The organism is Aliiroseovarius sp. (assembly GCF_030148435.1).
In the GTDB taxonomy this organism is placed as follows: domain Bacteria; phylum Pseudomonadota; class Alphaproteobacteria; order Rhodobacterales; family Rhodobacteraceae; genus JASBTN01.
This window is the reverse complement of the sequence record NZ_JASBTN010000026.1, coordinates 85,427-101,312: the sequence shown is the minus strand read 5'-3', so window position 1 is coordinate 101,312 and position 15,886 is coordinate 85,427. Positions and strand designations below refer to the sequence as shown.

Here is a 15,886-nt window from a genome sequence, read left to right as displayed (position 1 = left end):
CGCAAGCGCTACTGGGGCTGCCGATTCTGGGGGCGGGGGTATTTTTCAACCACCAACGGCGCCATTACCGAAGACATCGTACTTCAGTACCTGGAAAACCATATCGCCGATCCTACCGGCGCCAGCCGGTAGTCGTTCAGTATTTACAATATATTGGCGTGTATAATAAGCATGCATACTTTATTGTTGACTGCTTATGGTAAGTATAGCTACTAATTGAGTGGTCAGATGTATTGCAATATGCGGCGGCCGGGAGGAACAAAGATGCAGTTCTACAAGGATGGATTTCGTGGGGGCGATCCGGACATCAAGGCGGCGGCGCCGAACCGTCGTGAACGCACCGCTCATGCGCCTTTGCCCGACAAGGTGGATGTGCTGATTGCCGGCACCGGGCCGGCCGGGTTGTGCCTGGCCGCGCAGCTTGCACAATTCCCCGAAATCGAGACGATGATCGTCGAGCCCAGCCCTTGCAACATCGAGAAGGGCAAGGCCGACGGGATCAATACGCGCACGATGGAGATGTTCCAGGCCTTCGGGTTTGCCGACACGGTCAAGCGCGAAAGCTATTGGGTGAACCAGACGGCCTTCTGGATGCCCGACCCGGACAATCCCGCCAGTATCAAACGTATCGGCCGGGTGCAGGACGTGGCCGACGACAGTTCGGAAATGCCGCATATCCTGATCAACCAGGCGCGCCTGCACCAGCTTTTCCTGGACGTGATGCACAACGCTCCTGCGCGGCTGGCGCCCGATTACAACTGGGCCGTGAAGGACGTGCGGGTGGACCCGACCACCGATGAGCACCCCGTGACGGTCACGCTGGAGGACACCGGCGTGAACTGGGGCGAGACGAAAACCGTCCGCGCCAACTATGTCGTGGGCTGTGACGGTGCGCGCTCGAACGTGCGAAAGGCAATCGGCGGGGCGCTGCACGGCGATGCGGCGCATCAGGCATGGGGGGTGATGGACATCCTGGCCAATACCGATTTCCCCGACATCCGCCAGAAATGCCTGATCACCTCGGCGCAGGAAGGCAACGTGCTGATCCTGCCGCGCGAGGGGGGCTATCTGTTCCGCATGTATGTCGAGCTGGACAAGCTCAGCCCGGACGAGCGGGTGGCCGAACGCGCATTCACACAGGAGGACATGATCGCGGCCGCCAACCGGATCATGGCACCCTATGTGATCGACGTGAAGGAAGTCGTCTGGTGGTCGATCTACGAGATCGGCCATCGCATGACCGACCGGTTTGACGATGTGCCCGAAGGCAAAGACCGCGACCCGCGTGTTTTCACGGCGGGCGACGCTTGCCACACCCACAGCCCGAAGGCAGGGCAGGGGATGAATGTCTCGATGCAGGATACGTTCAACCTGGGCTGGAAGCTGGCGCATGTGCTGACCGGGCGGGCGGAGGCGCGACTCCTGCGCAGCTATTCGGCCGAGCGCTGGGCCGAGGCCAAGCGCCTGGTGGACACGGATCAGGAATGGGCCCGGATCATGTCCGCCCCACCCAGCGAGCAGGATGGCGACGAGCCCCTCTTCATGCGACAGTTCAAGGAAAACCTGGAATTCACCGGCGGGTTGGCCGTGCACTATGCGCGTTCGGCGCTGATTGGTCCCCCCACCCACCAAGACCTGGCCACGGGGCAAAGGATCGGCCGCCGCTTTCATTCCGCCCCGGTGGTGCGCCTGGCGGATGCCAGGGAGATGCAGCTGGGGCATGCGGCGCGGGCCGACGGGCGCTGGCGGCTCTATGCCTTCGTGGGTCAGGACGCGGGCGCGTTTTCGCGGCTTGCGAAATGGCTGGAACAGGACCCAACTTCACCGGTGGTGAAACACACCCGAGCTGACGAGGATATCGACGCGGTGATCGATTTCCGTGCCGTGTTCCAGCAGACATTCGATCAACTCGCCTATGAAGACATGCCCGCATTGCTGAAACCCTGCACCGGGAGGCTGGGACTTCAGGATCACGAAAAGGTTTTTTGTGTCGATCACAAGGGGCAGGGCGACATCTTTGACATGCGCGGAATCGACCGCGCGCGCGGCTGCATGATCGTGGTGCGCCCGGACCAGTATGTCTCCCATGTCCTGCCATTGGACGCCTGCCAGGATCTGGCAGATTTCTTCGACGGGATCCTGATCTGACCCCTTGCTTGCCGGCCCGTCCCTTGCATTCTCCCGATCCCGCACAGAAGCGCCGGCGCGTCGAGGTCGGGGTCATCGGAGTATCTGAGCTCTGCATGGGGCATGGGGCGCCCGTTTCGTGATGCCCAGGTTCTGAAGTCGGGATGCGGCCCCGCCGACCCTGTGCCACGGTTTCAATCACCTTGCGAGGGTGATTGACCCGCCACGATATTTCCCACACCCTTGAGGAAACAGCGAACAGGAGGGGAAAATATGGCGACTTACCGATGTGGTGTCTGTGGCATGGGCGTGAATGCGACATGTGCGGATTGCAACGAGCCGCTTGTCAACGACACGCTTGAACTGGATGACGGCAGGAAGGTGCAGATCTCGCGTTGTCCGAAATGCGAGGGCAAGATCAAGTCACCAACGTGCTGCGGCAAGGATATGGCCTGCGAAATCTGAACCCGGCCGACGCGTTCTATTTTCACGGATATACGCAGGGCGCGTTCTGGCCGTGCCCCGTCCGGTTCGGCACGGGCACCTGACGATGGTTTGACCGGCAACCCGCCGGCCGCATCCCTGCGCGACCTTGAAACCCCCCGTTCGCCTCACGATATTTCTGTGTGAGGCAGGATGGGGGCCGTGAATGAACCAGGAGAGGAAGAGACACTGGGACGGTGTCTACGATAGAGCGGCCGAGACCCGGTTGGGCTGGTTCCAGGAGACTCCGGCGATATCCCTCGAACTTGCGGAGATTGCCGGGCTCAGGGCGAATACCTCGGTCATCGATATCGGGGGCGGCGCCTCGCGTCTGATCGATCACCTGATCGGGCGGGGCCTGCACGACCTGTCGGTGCTTGATCTGTCCCGGAATGCCCTGGATGCGGCCCGGCGTCGCCTGGGCGAGCGCACGGAGGAGGTGAACTGGATCGCATCCGACATAACGCTCTGGTCGCCAACGCGGGAATACGACCTCTGGCACGACCGCGCGGTGTTCCATTTCCTCACCGACCCCGATAGCCGCGCCGCTTACCTGTCCCGGCTCGATCGCTGCCTGGGCCCCGGTGGGCATGCGATCATCGCCACATTTGCCCCGGACGGACCCGAGACCTGCAGCGGCCTGCCCGTTGTCCGGTACAGCCCGGACAGCTTGGCCGAAACGCTGGGGGGGCGGTTCACGCTTCTGACCCATCGTTTCAGCCTGCATCACACACCGGGCGGCAAGCCGCAGTCATACCAGTTCAGCCTTTTTCGCAAGGACGGCTGACACGGGGGCGCGTCACCACCCGAACGGTCGTGAACCTGCCCCCTGACGGTCGCAGGCACCGAACCGGCTGGCGCTCAGCCGTCCTCTTTCCCCCTCTGCGACAAGATCCAATCCCGCACCAGCACTGCGTCCCCCGAGGGCGGGCGGGCTTTCGACCAGACGAGGAAAAACCCCTTGCCGGTGCGCCACTGCCAATCTCTCCGGGCGGCCAGCAGACCCTGGTCGACCAGCGGATCGGTCACATGCTGCCAGCCGAAGGCGAACCCTTCGCCCGCCATGGCCGCTTGCAGAACCAGCGCGTAATCGTTCAGGCGCAACCCGCTTTCCACCCGTGTGTCTCGAATGCCGAAATGGGCGAACCAGTCGTTCCAGCCGGGTCGCTCGCGCACGGGTTCTTCGAGGTGAATCATTCGTTGAGTCAATAGGTCGCGATGGCTGCCCAGCCGTCCGGCGGCCTCCATGACGCGGGGCGCGGCAACCGGATAGATCACCTCTTCGGCGATCAGCGCGCTGTCACACCCGGGCCAGTGACCATCGCCGCGCCGCACCGCGAGGCTGATGTTCTCGGCGTCGATATCGGGTTCGCGGTCGCTGGATTGCAATCGCAGGTCGATCTGCGGGTGACGCGATTGCAGGTCGGCCAGACGCGGCATCATCCAGTAGTTGTTGAAGGCCGTCGAAGCATTCAGGGTTACGTAATCTGGCAAGGAAAGCTGCCGGATTGCCGCTGCCGAATGCGACAGCTGCTCGAAGGCGCGCGTGACATCGGCCAGCAATCGCTCGCCCGCCGTGGTTAGGGCGACCTTGCGGTGGCTGCGCGTGAACAGGGCCACGCCAAGACTTTCCTCAAGCTGCCGGATCGAGGCGCTGACCGCGGGTTGCTGCACGTTCAGCTCCCGCGCGGCCCCGGTGAAGGAGGCCAGCCGCGCGGCCGCCTCGAACACGACCAGATGGCGCGGGGAGCCGAAGTGTTTCCAAAGCTCTTGCATAATTTCAGATTACCCAAGTCATTCATTTTTTCAAGCGTCACAAGCGCGGCACCACGCAGTAGCCTGTGCAGATACCGACCCGAAACGAGATATTCCTACGGAGGAGCCCCCGGATGCCCGGCCTCAGGATTACCGGCCTTCGCGCCACGCCCGTCAACATTCCGCTGGAAAAGCCCATGTGGTGGACCGGCGGCCATTACCCCGGCACGTCGAAAACGATCATCGAGGTCGAGACCGATCAGGGCCTCGTGGGTCTGGGCGAAGCGCCCTCCGTGGATGTGGTCGAGACAATCCGCGCCATGGGCGAGCGGCTGGTGGGCGCGGATGCGCTGGACATTGCGGGTTGTGAAAGCCTCTGTGTGCCGCCCTGGCAGATCGTGCAGAACACCGATGACAGTTCGGTGGTGAAAGCCTTCGGTGCGATCGAGATTGCGCTGTGGGACTTACGCGGAAAGGTGGCTGGGGAGCCGCTTTACCGCCTGCTGGGCGGGGCGGTGCGCAAGGAAATCCACTTTACCGAATACTTCGGCTATCGCGCCGGCGGCGAGATGGCGCCACAGGAAGTGGCCGACTATTGCCTGCGGATGCAGGAGGAGCATGGATCCACCATGTTCGAGGGCAAGCTGATCCTTGGCGATCCCGAGCTTGAAATCGATACGGTGAAGGCGCTGCGCGAAACGCTTGGCCGAAAGGCCATGCTGCGCCTCGACAGCAATATGCAATGGTCCCTGCCCACCGCCATGCGCGTCTTTCGTGAAATCGAACCCTACAATATCCGCAACTACGAAGACCCGGTCGCGACATTCGAGGAAATGGCCGAGCTCAGGCGCCATTTCACCATCCCGATCTCGACCCATGTGCCGGATATCCGCCGCGCGGTGGCGCTGGGCGCGCCGGACTTTATTGTCACCAACTTTGCCGTTCTGGGCGGGATTTCCCGCGCCATGCGGTTCATCGGGGCCTGCGAGGCAATGGGGGTCGGATTCTGGTGCTATTCGGGTGACGCGGGTATCGCCACGGCGGGCTACCTGCACATGTCCGCCGCGATGCCCTGGATTACCGAGCCCAGCCAGTCGCTGTTCCGCTGGCAGGTGGGCGACGTGATCGAAGGGGGGCCGTTCCGCCAGAAGAACAACGTCATCCCCGTGCCCGAGGGGCCGGGCTTGGGAGTGGCGCTGGATGCTGGTGCCTTGCGGTACTGGCACCAGCACCTGATCGACAACGGACCGCTCGACCATTTCCATGACCCTGCAATGCCGGGCCGTTTCCGCCGTTTGCCCCTGAACTGAGGAGTTCCCATGACCCTTCCCGACATGATGCACGCCGTTCACCTGACCGGCCATGGTGGCCCCGAGGCACTGGAGTTCCGCACCGACGTTCCCGTACCCCGGCCCGGCCCCGGCGAGGTCCTGATTGAAATCGGCGCGGCGGGCATCAATAACACCGATATCAACACGCGCATCGGCTGGTATTCAAAAGCGGTCGAGGGCGACACCGAGGCTGCCGCCTCTGCCCTCGATGCCGATGCCGAGGACGCCAGCTGGACCGGGCGTCCGCTGATCTTTCCTCGCATCCAGGGGGCGGATGCCTGCGGGCGCATCGTCGCTGTCGGGGACGGGGTGGACGCAGGGCGGATCGGCGAGCGCGTCATGGTCGCCAGCCTGCAACCGGCCGCCGACGCGGCGGACGATTGGGATTTCATCACCTGGGGCTCGGAGTGCGACGGCGGCTTTGCCCAGTTTGCCACGGCGCGCAGCGCACATGCCCACAAGGTTGACAGTGATCTAAGCGATGTCGAGCTCGCCTCGTTCCCCTGTGCCTATTCCACCGCCGAGAACCTGATCGACCGCGCGGGCTGCGGCGCGGGTGACGTGGTGTTGATCACCGGTGCCTCGGGCGGGGTCGGCTCGGCCGCCGTTCAGCTGTGCAAACGGCGCGGCGCCACGGTGATCGCCATGGCCTCGGCGGGAAAGCATGAACAGATGCAGGTGCTGGGCGCCGACCGCCTGCTGGACCGCCACGATGACCCCGCCCGGGTGCTGGGCGAACAGAGCATCACCCTGGTGGTCGATCTGGTGGCCGGCGCGGGGTTTGCATCGCTCATCGCCTGCCTGAAACGCGGTGGCCGCTATGCGACCTCCGGTGCGATCGGCGGCCCGCTGGTGGGGCTGGACGTGCGTGACCTGTATCTGAAGGACCTGAGCTTCGTCGGGGCGACGGCGCAGGACGCGAAAACCATGCCCAACCTGATCCGCTACATCGAGGCGGGCGAGATCCGCCCGCTGGTCGCCCGCACCTTCCCCCTTTCCGACATCCACGCCGCGCAAGAGGTCTTTGCGCGCAAGGCGTTCGTCGGCAAACTTGTCCTCCTGCCCTGAAAGGTCACACCATGCCCGATATCCAGAAAGACGAAACCGCCACCGGCAAACCGCTTCCCTCCCACGCCAAGGTTGTCGTGATCGGCGGCGGTGTGGTCGGCTGTTCGATCCTGTTCCACCTGGCCAAATTCGGCTGGAAAGACGTGGTTCTGCTGGAACGCGACGAGCTGACCTCGGGCAGCTCCTGGCACGCGGCCGGCCAGATCCACACCATCAGTTCGGACCCGAATATCTCGCGGCTCCAGAGCTATACCATCGATCTCTACAAGGAAATCGAGGAGCTGTCGGGCCATTCGGTTGGCTTGCACATCACCGGTGGCTTCTATGCGGCCTCGACCAAGGAGTGGTATGACTATCTGAAACGCGAACGGTCCAAGGCCCGTTACATGGGGCTGCATCAGGAGTTCATCTCGCCCGCGGAACTGGCCGAACGCCACCCGCTGATCGACCCGAAACATTATTACGCGGCCCTGTGGGACGAACAGGATGGCGATCTGGACCCGTCGGGCGCGACCTATGCCTTCGCCAAGGCCGCCCGTGTGCACGGCGCGCAGTATTTCACCCATTGCGGCGTGACCGACATGAAACAGCGCCCCGACGGCAGCTGGGATCTGACCACGCCCAAGGGGATCATCAATGCCGAACAGGTGGTGAACTGCGGTGGGCTCTGGGCGCGCGAGGTCGGGCACATGTCCGGTATCCACCTGCCGGTCCAGCCGATGGAGCACCACTACCTGATCACCGAAAAGATACCGATGATCGCCGAACGCATGGAGAGCATGGGCGAGGCCGGTCGCCTGCCCGCAGGCATCGACTACGAGGCAAACATCTATTTCCGCCAGGAACGCCAGGGGATGCTTCTGGGCACCTACGAGCCGAAATCGACCCCCTGGAAGGTGGACGGCACGCCCTGGGACTTCGGGCACGAGCTGCTGCAACCGGACCTGGACCGTATCGCCGACCGTCTGGAAATGTCGTTCGAACGCATTCCCGCAATCGGCAACGCGGGGATCAAGGATATGATCAACGGGCCCTTTACCTTCGGCCCGGACGGCAACCCGATGATCGGCCCGGTGCCGGGGATGAAGAATTACTGGGTCGCGGTGGGCGTCATGGCGGGCTTCTGCCAGGGCGGCGGCGTGGGCCTGACCATGGCCGAATGGATGATCGACGGCGAGCCCTCGATCGACGTCTGGGCCATGGATGTCGCGCGCTTCGGCGAATTCGCAACCCCCGATTGGGGCACTGTGAAGTCGTCGGAAAACTACGAACGCCGCTTTGTCATGACCTTCCCGAACGAGACCCTGCCCAAGGGCCGCATGCAGAAGACCACGGCCATTTACGACCGCCTGGTCGCCAGGGGCGCGCGCATGGGGCAGGGATTTGGGCTAGAAAACGCCCTGTGGTTCGCCGACGGGCCGCAGGATGCCCATGAAGTCCCCACCTTCGAACGCAACCGCTCGCATGACTACGTGGCGCGCGAAGTGCAGGCGGTGCAGGAAGCCGTCGGCGGGATCGAGATCGCGAACTTCGCCAAGCACGAGTTCAGGGGTCCCGGCGCGCGGGCACATCTGGACCGCATCCTGGCGGGCTACGTGCCGAAACCGGGCCGATTGACGCTGACGCCGATGCTGACGCCGAAAGGCAAGCTCTACGGAGACCTGACCGTGGCCTGCCTGGGCGAGGAGCATTTCATGCTGTTTGGCTCCGGTGCCATGCAGGAGGCCCATCGCCGCTGGTTCGAGCGTGACCTGCCCGCCGACGTGGCCTATGCCAATGTCTCCGATGACTGGCACGGAATCGCCCTGTCCGGGCCGAAGTCGCGCGTGTTGCTGGCACGGCTAACCCGCGAGGATGTCTCGGCCGAGGCGCTCAGGTTTCGCGACCTGCGCCAGACCTTCGTCGGTGGCGTGCCGGTGATCCTGAACCGGATTTCCTTCAGCGGTGAACTGGGGTACGAGATCTACTGCAAACCGCAATACCTGCTGCGCCTGGCCGAGGCGATCGAAGACGCTGGCGCCGATCTGGGCTACCGCTGGTATGGCGCACGGGCGCTGATGTCGATGCGGCTGGAGAAGGGCTGGGGCGTCTGGACCCTGGAATTCCGTCCCGACTTCGATGCCGTGGAAAGCGGTATGGATGTCTTCATCAACTGGAACAAGGGCTTCGTCGGCAAGGAGGCCACCCTGGCCGCCCGCGAGGCCGGTTCAAAGACCAAACTGGTGACAATGGTGATCGACGTGGACGGGATCGACGTGTCCAATGATGAGGCGATCCTGAGGGACGGCGAAGCGGTCGGCTATGTCAGCTCCGGCGGCTATGGCCACCGGGTCGGCAAGTCGATGGCCATGGGCTATGTCGGTGCAGAGCACGCCGCGCCGGGGACCAGGCTGCAAGTGGAAATCCTGGGCGAATTCCACGACGCCGAGGTGCTGGGCGCGCCGATCTACGACCCGAATGGCGCGAATATGCGGCTCTGAGCACGCCGACCGGCATTCACAACCCACGAGGGCAGGGTGTCGCCACGGCGCCCCGTTTGCTGTTTATGGCTGCGCTGTTTCGTCAGGTCGTTTTCTCGATCGTGGGGCCTTTCTTTCGGCATGTCGGCCGAGGCAGAGGCACAGACCTCCACCCCGGCTGTTCCGGCCAACCGGCCGCCAACATTTGCCGCAGCTGCCGGGGACACCGCTTCGTGGTAGCCCCGGGGCGCGCGGTCCCGCTTCGGGTCCATCCCGGCGAGCCGCGCCGATTCCCGGTGAGATGAGAACCGCGTTACGCGAAATCGGGTTTTGTCGGAAATATTGCAACCCACACGCGAAGGGTTGCCCGGTTCTGGCGATGTCCGCGCGAACAGGCCCTCCTAGCATGGGGTCAGTGATCGGTGCTCGGCCGGGGTTGTCCCGAACAAGCGCGCGAGTGACCGGCACTTTCTTGCAAAGAGGGAGTCTCGAAAATGCGTGACATGATTCTGAAAACCCTGATCCGCCTGCGTCATGATGATGAAGGCGTCACCCTGGTCGAATACGGTATTGCCATTGCGCTTGCCGTTGGCCTTGGCACTCTTGCCCTGTCCACACTTGCTGGTGAAATCAGTGATGCGATGGGTGCGGCTGGCACGGCAATGCCCGGCTGATCACACCTTGGTGCCGCCCCTTTTTTATTGTCCCTGAGGAGGCGGCACCAGTGTGCAGAAGAATGGGCGGTGGGATTTGCATCCCAAGCCCACCACCCTTCGACTTTTACGAACACTACAGAGAACTCAGAGGCCCCGAGATGACTGCGATCCTGACCCGCCTGCGCGACTGTCTGAAAGATGACCGTGGTGTGACCCTCGTTGAATACGGGATTGCCCTGGCGCTGGCGCTGCTTGTCGGCACTGCCACCCTGACCGCGTTGGGTGGGGAGATTGCGGCGGCGCTCGGAGTGGCCGGGGCGGAGATGCCCAACTGACCTGGTGCCCCAACAGCACGAAAGGAACATACCATGCGTATCGGTGCGATTATGACGGCAATTGTCGGCCTGGCCGTTGCCGGAGGCTCGACCTGGTTTGCCCGGGACGTGCTGGAAAGCCGTGTCGCCCAGCCCGCCGCTGAGGCCGAGGTCAGCCTGGTTGAGGTCTATGTCGCCGGGCAGGATATCGGCTTTGGTCAAGTGATCGAGGCCAACATGCTGACCACCATTGCCTGGCCCAGCAACGCGGTGCCAATCGGCACCTTCAGCGACGCGGGTGATCTGTTGCCCAAGGGCGACCAGGACGCGCGACGCGCCCGACGCCCGATAGCACAGGGCGAACTGATCCTGGTCTCGAAAGTTTCGGACTTCGGAGAAAAGGTGACGATCGTGCAGACGCTGGGGCCGAACAACCGGGCCATGGCGATCAAGGTCAATGCAGAAAGCGGTGTGGGCGGTTTCGTCACGCCGGGCGATTTCGTCGACGTGCTGCTGACCCAGGGCCGCAACGAGAACATGCGTGCGGTCACGATCCTGCAGAACATCCGCGTTGTTGGTGTCGACCAGGACTCCAACGAACAGACTGACGCCCCCGAAGTGGCACGGACCGTGACCGTCGAAGTCACGCCGGATCAGGGTCAGCGCCTGGCGCTTGCCCAGAAAGCGGGCACCTTGAGCCTGACCCTGCGTACCCTGGATGGCGCAGTGGATGAGCCGCTGGAATCGGTACGCCTGAGCGACCTGATGCGGGATATTTCGCCGGTTCCCGAAGAGGAAGAGGCGAAAGTGATCCGCACGATCCTGGTGCGTCGCGGCACTGCCGAAGAGGTCGAGGAACTGCGGTAATCTGGAACGTGGAGCGTGTGGTTTCCCTGCCGAGGACTGGCGGGAACCGGGAGGGGAAGACATGGCAGAAGATTTCAAATCCGTTGTCCTGATCGCGACGCCCGGGGAACAGGCGGACCGGCTGGGTGAGACCCTGCGCGAGTTGCCGTCGGTCTCGCTGGAAGAACACAAAGCCACTCTGACCGAGATGAATGGCCAAGCCGTCAAGCTGGCCGGCGCGCATGACCTCGTCGTGTTCCGGACCGATCACGCAAGGGAGCGTGACCTGGCCGCCATTCGAGCCCTGCGCGCCCAGGCTGATCCCGCGGCGGTGATCCTGGCGATCACGCCCGCCGACACCTCGCTGGCCGAGGCCGGCGAACTGACCCGCGCAGGGGTGGACGACGTCCTGCCCGACACGCTGACACGCGACGAACTGGAAACACGGCTGACCCACTGGGCCAAGTCCGCGCGCGCCACCTCGATAGAGGTGAGTGAAACGGCGCAGAGCCTTGGCAAGCTGATTTCGGTCGCCCAGGCGCGCGGCGGCATTGGTGCCACCACGCTGGCTGCGAACCTGGCAGACCAGATCGCGCGCCCTTCGCGGCGCCGTAAGGCACCGGGCAATCGCGTGGTGCTGGTCGATCTGGATCTGCAGTTCGGCGGCGTGGGCAGTTTTCTGGACCTGGAGCCGAATGAGGCGCTGTTCCAGCTTGCTTCGAACGGCGGCAAGATTGACGGCACGTGGCTGGATGCGGCCCTGGTCGAGAAAACGCCGGGCCTTTTCGTTTTGACCGCGCCCGCGCGTCCGATGCCGCTGGACGCGTTGACCAGGGATCAGGTGGACAGGCTCATGGGCGCCCTGCGCCGCCGCTTCGACTACGTGGTGGTCGATCTGCCGCGAGCTCTTGTCGAATGGCTGGCGCCGGTGCTGAAACAAAGCGACCGCATGTTGCTGGTGACAGATACGGCCGTGCCTTCGATCCACCAGGCGCGCCGCCTGATCGACAGTTTTACCGAGGACAACCTCGGCCTTTCCATAAACGTGGTCATCAACCACGAGAAAAAACCCATGATCCGGGGCCGGCACCATACCGAGGCCTCGAAGGTACTGGAGCGCACGTTCGACAGCTGGATTCCACATGATCCGAAACCCGCCCGCGAGGCGGTGGATCGCGGTGTCCCCCTGTCCAGCATCGCCGCGCGGGCGCCCATGACGCGCGCCATTCGCGCATTGGCGCAGCAACTCGTTGCCGACTTGGACAGATCGGACCAAGTCGCGGCCACAGATACGAAATACCACTAGGAGGCCGCGATGTTCAGCACGTTTACCAAAAAAGAGACCCGCGACTCCGACAATGTGTTGGTTCTGGGCGCGGAGTTGGCGAGTGCTTCACCCGGCGCTACCGGGCCGGGCCCGGTTGACCGCGAACTGAAGGAAATGCTCGAACTCAAGGGCCGGCTGCACGACGCGCTGCTGGACCGGTTGAACCTGGCGGTGATCGAAAAAATCGACCAGGCAGAACTGCGCCGCGAGGTGGCCGCTCTGGTCGGCCAGGTTCTGGCCGAAGAAAACCGCCCCATGCCCTCGCCAAAGTTCACCCGCGTGGTGGATGAACTGATGGACGAGGTGCTGGGCCTCGGCCCGCTTGAACCCCTGCTGGCCGACCCGACCATCAACGACATCCTGGTGAACGGTCATCGTGATGTATTCGTCGAACGCGGCGGCGTGCTGGAACGCTCGCCTACGCGGTTTCGCGATGAAAAGCACCTGCTGCGCATTATCGACAAGATCGTCTCGCGCATCGGGCGGCGGATCGATGAAAGCAATCCCTGGGTGGATGCCCGGCTGGAGGACGGCAGCCGCGTGAATGCGATCATCCGCCCCTGTGCCATCGACGGGCCGTCGATTTCGATCCGCAAGTTCTCCAAGTCGCCGCTGACCCTGAAACGGATCGTTGCCAACGGCGCGTTGACCGGCCGTGCGGCACGGTTCCTGCGCGGGCTGGTGCGGGCGCGGGTCAATATCCTGATATCGGGCGGCACCGGGTCGGGCAAAACCACGATGCTGAACGCCCTTTCGGCCGGGATCGACGGGCGTGAACGCATCGTCACGATCGAGGACGCGGCGGAACTGCAAATGCAACAGGAACATGTGGTGCGCCTGGAAACACGCCCGCCGAATCCAAGTGGCGGTGGAGCCGTGGTACAGCGCGACCTCGTGCGCAACGCTCTGAGAATGCGTCCGGACCGGATCATCGTGGGTGAGGTGCGCGGTGCCGAGGCCTTCGACATGCTGCAAGCGATGAATACCGGCCACGATGGGTCGATGACGACGATCCATGCGAATTCGGCACGCGACGCGCTGGGCCGCATCGAACAGATGGTGTCGATGATCGGCATGGAGTTCCCCATGTCCGCCATCCGGTCCCAGATTGCCTCGGGGCTGAATTTCGTGGTGCAGTTGGCCCGTCTGTCGGACGGTCGCCGCCAGGTGATGTCCGTATCCGAGCTGACCGGCATGGAGGGTGATGTGATCTCGATGCAGGACATCTTCATCTACCGCCGCAAGGGCATGGGAGAAAATGGCGAAGTGCTGGGAGAATTCATCCCGACCGGGCTGCGTCCCCATTGCGCCGAACATTTGGTGGCGGCCGGGATCGACCTGGACCAAGATATCTTTTCCACAGCGCCGGGGGGGTGAGTCATGTTCGATCTTCTGCGCCAACAGGACATCGTCTACCTGATTTATTCCGGCATCGCGCTGGGTGTGCTCCTGCTGTTCACTGGTGCGGCCCAGCTGCTCAGCCGCCGCGAAAGCGGCACCGAGGCCAAGAGCCGCCGCCTGCGCATGATCGCAGAGGGCAAGAGCTCGGCGGAGCTGCTGGCCCTGTTGAAACCGCCCGTCGACCAAGGCTGGCGCGGCCGGTTGCCGATGCTCCTGCGTCAGGCCGGGTTCGCCATGGCGCCTCGCACGTTTCTCAGCCTCTGTGGCGTGTTGGCCTTCGTCAGTTTTGCCATCGGGCTGCCGGTGCTCGGACCGGGCCGGGCCGGACTGGCTGCGGCGGGCCTGGGCCTTGTCCTGCCGATCGCCCTGCTGAGGGTGAAGCGGGATCAGCGCATGAAACTGCTGGTGCACCAACTGCCCGATGCGCTGGACCTGATGGCGCGGGGGCTGAAAGTTGGCCACCCGCTCAGCACCTCCATCGGCACCGTGGCCGCCGAAATGCCGGATCCGATCGGCACCGAGTTCGGCCTGATTCACGACCAGACCAACTATGGTGACGAACTGACGGACGCTTTTCAGGAGTTTTCCGAACGGGTGCGCATCGAGGACGTGAACTACCTCTCGGCCAGCATCGGCATCCAGCACGGCACCGGCGGCGACCTGGCCCGCGTGGTCGAGGTTCTGGCAAAGGTCATCCGCGACCGCATCGCCATGCGCCGCTCGATCCGCGCGATCTCGTCCGAGGGGCGGCTGTCGGCCTGGTTCCTGTCGGCCCTGCCGCTGGTGATCTTCGGTTTCACCTCGGTGATGACGCCCGACTATTACGGTGGGGTGGCGGAGGATCCGCTGTTCATGCCCATGGCGATGGCAATCGTGGGGTTCACCGTGCTGAACTTCCTGGTTCTGAAGAAACTGGTCAATTTCCACATCTGAAGGAGGGCTGACCCATGTTCGAGCTGATCACCGAGTACATGAATGGCCTTGCGTCGCAGCCCGAAACCATCCTGATTGCCGGTCTGGGCATCGGTGTAGTGCTGGTGACTGCGGGGGTGATGTCCCTGACCTCGCGTCGCAGCGTTGCCGCCGCGCGTATGGCGGCGGCGACCCGGACCCGGCGTCAGGCGCGTCAGGATCGCGGTTTGCTGCAATCTTCCGAGCTAGACCCGCGCGGTGTAATGAAATCATTTTTTCCGGCTGATGCCGCCAAGCGCAGTGCCTTGCAGAAACGTTTGGCGCAGGCTGGATATCCGCAACCCGGTGTGCTGGGGAGGTTCCTGCTGGCGCGCGTGACCATGGCCATTTTGTTCCCGGCCGTTCTGCTGGCGCTGTTGACGGCTTACCGTCTGCCGGGGATCACCTTGCCCCCGATGCTGGGCAATTTTGTCGGTGGTCTGAGCCACATGCAGACTGTCCTGGCCCTGATCTGGCTGGTCCTTGCGGGCTATTTTGTTCCGGTGTTCTGGCTGAACAATCGGGTGTCTGCCCGAATGCAGCGGGTTGAGGAGGGCTTCCCGAACGCGCTGGACCTCCTGCGGATCTCGGTCGAAGCAGGCCTGGGGTTTGACGCCGCAATGACGCGGGTGGGCAACGAATTGGCCACCGTGTCGCCGGACATCGCGTTCGAATTCCTGACCGTGCAGCGCCAGGTGCAGGCGGGGCTCGACCGCGGCAAGGCCTTGAATGACATGGCCGACCGCACCGGGGTGGACATTGTTTCGGCCTTCGCCAACGTGGTCCAGCAGTCGATCCAGTTCGGCACCAACATGTCCGATGCCCTGACAACTCACGCCGACGAATTGCGCACCATTCGCGAAGTGAAAGCGCAGGAAATGGCCAACAAGCTGCCGGTCAAGATGAGCGCGGTTTTGGCCTCCCTGATGCTGCCCGCCTTGATCCTGTTGACCATTGGGCCGGTTCTGATCCGCTATATTCGCTACTTCGGGGGTTGATTCGCACGAAATCAACAGTTTGTTTCCGCCACAATCTTGCCCTAATTTCGCCATAATCTCCCCCGTCGCGTCCCAGGGTCGGGGATATTCACACCCTTGGGTTGTGTTTGGCCCCGGTTGCGTGATTTTCCTGACTTCACCTTGACAAGCCGTGCCGAGAGAATCGTAAA

At 63.4% G+C, this 15,886-nt stretch carries 15 protein-coding genes; 14 read left to right on the top strand and 1 reads right to left on the bottom strand.

Features of this window, described 5'->3' with window-relative positions; genetic code table 11:
* The 4 genes from Q1V43_RS05105 to Q1V43_RS05090 all read left to right on the top strand — a co-directional run.
* A partial coding sequence (locus tag Q1V43_RS05105; RefSeq protein WP_300514761.1) for a transposase occupies positions 1 to 132 on the top strand: 132 nt, incomplete at its 5' end.
* A 132-nt stretch (positions 133 to 264) separates the two neighbouring features.
* Positions 265 to 2,148 (top strand): FAD-dependent monooxygenase, encoded by a 1,884-nt coding sequence (locus tag Q1V43_RS05100; RefSeq protein ID WP_300514751.1) that lies wholly within the window; start codon positions 265 to 267, stop codon positions 2,146 to 2,148.
* A gap of 252 nt (positions 2,149 to 2,400) precedes the next feature.
* Positions 2,401 to 2,592, top strand: coding sequence for a hypothetical protein (locus Q1V43_RS05095; protein WP_300514749.1), 192 nt, complete (start codon positions 2,401 to 2,403; stop codon positions 2,590 to 2,592).
* Positions 2,593 to 2,776: 184 nt separating this feature from the next.
* On the top strand, positions 2,777 to 3,397 hold the full coding sequence (locus tag Q1V43_RS05090; protein ID WP_300514746.1) for a class I SAM-dependent methyltransferase: 621 nt from the start codon (positions 2,777 to 2,779) through the stop codon (positions 3,395 to 3,397).
* A 74-nt stretch (positions 3,398 to 3,471) separates the two neighbouring features.
* Here Q1V43_RS05090 and Q1V43_RS05085 read toward each other — a convergent pair whose 3' ends face one another.
* Positions 3,472 to 4,386: a LysR substrate-binding domain-containing protein gene (locus Q1V43_RS05085; protein ID WP_300514744.1), complete on the bottom strand. Its 915-nt coding sequence runs from the start codon at positions 4,384 to 4,386 to the stop codon at positions 3,472 to 3,474.
* 113 nt (positions 4,387 to 4,499) lie between these two features.
* Between Q1V43_RS05085 and Q1V43_RS05080 the strand changes: the two genes are divergently transcribed.
* The 10 genes from Q1V43_RS05080 (at position 4,500) to Q1V43_RS05035 (ending at position 15,716) form a co-directional block, all read left to right on the top strand.
* Entirely contained in the window at positions 4,500 to 5,675 is a 1,176-nt protein-coding gene (locus Q1V43_RS05080) for a mandelate racemase/muconate lactonizing enzyme family protein (RefSeq protein WP_300514743.1), read from the top strand.
* Between the two features lie 9 nt (positions 5,676 to 5,684).
* The gene (locus Q1V43_RS05075; protein ID WP_300514741.1) at positions 5,685 to 6,764 is read left to right on the top strand and encodes an alcohol dehydrogenase family protein; all 1,080 of its coding nucleotides are present in this window, start codon (positions 5,685 to 5,687) and stop codon (positions 6,762 to 6,764) included.
* 11 nt (positions 6,765 to 6,775) lie between these two features.
* Positions 6,776 to 9,244, top strand: a complete 2,469-nt coding sequence (locus tag Q1V43_RS05070) for an FAD-dependent oxidoreductase (protein WP_300514739.1) — start codon at positions 6,776 to 6,778, stop codon at positions 9,242 to 9,244.
* 473 nt (positions 9,245 to 9,717) lie between these two features.
* A complete protein-coding gene (locus Q1V43_RS05065) occupies positions 9,718 to 9,897 on the top strand; it encodes a hypothetical protein (RefSeq protein WP_300514737.1) in 180 nt (59 codons plus the stop codon).
* A gap of 140 nt (positions 9,898 to 10,037) precedes the next feature.
* A complete protein-coding gene (locus tag Q1V43_RS05060) occupies positions 10,038 to 10,214 on the top strand; it encodes a hypothetical protein (protein ID WP_300514735.1) in 177 nt (58 codons plus the stop codon).
* A gap of 33 nt (positions 10,215 to 10,247) precedes the next feature.
* Positions 10,248 to 11,060 carry a Flp pilus assembly protein CpaB gene (gene cpaB, locus Q1V43_RS05055; protein ID WP_300514733.1) on the top strand — a complete coding sequence of 271 codons (813 nt, stop codon included), beginning with the start codon at positions 10,248 to 10,250 and terminating at the stop codon, positions 11,058 to 11,060.
* Between the two features lie 61 nt (positions 11,061 to 11,121).
* Entirely contained in the window at positions 11,122 to 12,345 is a 1,224-nt protein-coding gene (locus Q1V43_RS05050) for an AAA family ATPase (RefSeq protein WP_300514731.1), read from the top strand.
* Positions 12,346 to 12,354: 9 nt separating this feature from the next.
* On the top strand, positions 12,355 to 13,743 hold the full coding sequence (locus Q1V43_RS05045; protein WP_300514729.1) for a CpaF family protein: 1,389 nt from the start codon (positions 12,355 to 12,357) through the stop codon (positions 13,741 to 13,743).
* A 3-nt stretch (positions 13,744 to 13,746) separates the two neighbouring features.
* Positions 13,747 to 14,700 (top strand): type II secretion system F family protein, encoded by a 954-nt coding sequence (locus tag Q1V43_RS05040; protein WP_300514727.1) that lies wholly within the window; start codon positions 13,747 to 13,749, stop codon positions 14,698 to 14,700.
* 14 nt (positions 14,701 to 14,714) lie between these two features.
* Entirely contained in the window at positions 14,715 to 15,716 is a 1,002-nt protein-coding gene (locus Q1V43_RS05035) for a type II secretion system F family protein (RefSeq protein WP_300514725.1), read from the top strand.
* Positions 15,717 to 15,886: the final 170 nt, after the last annotated feature.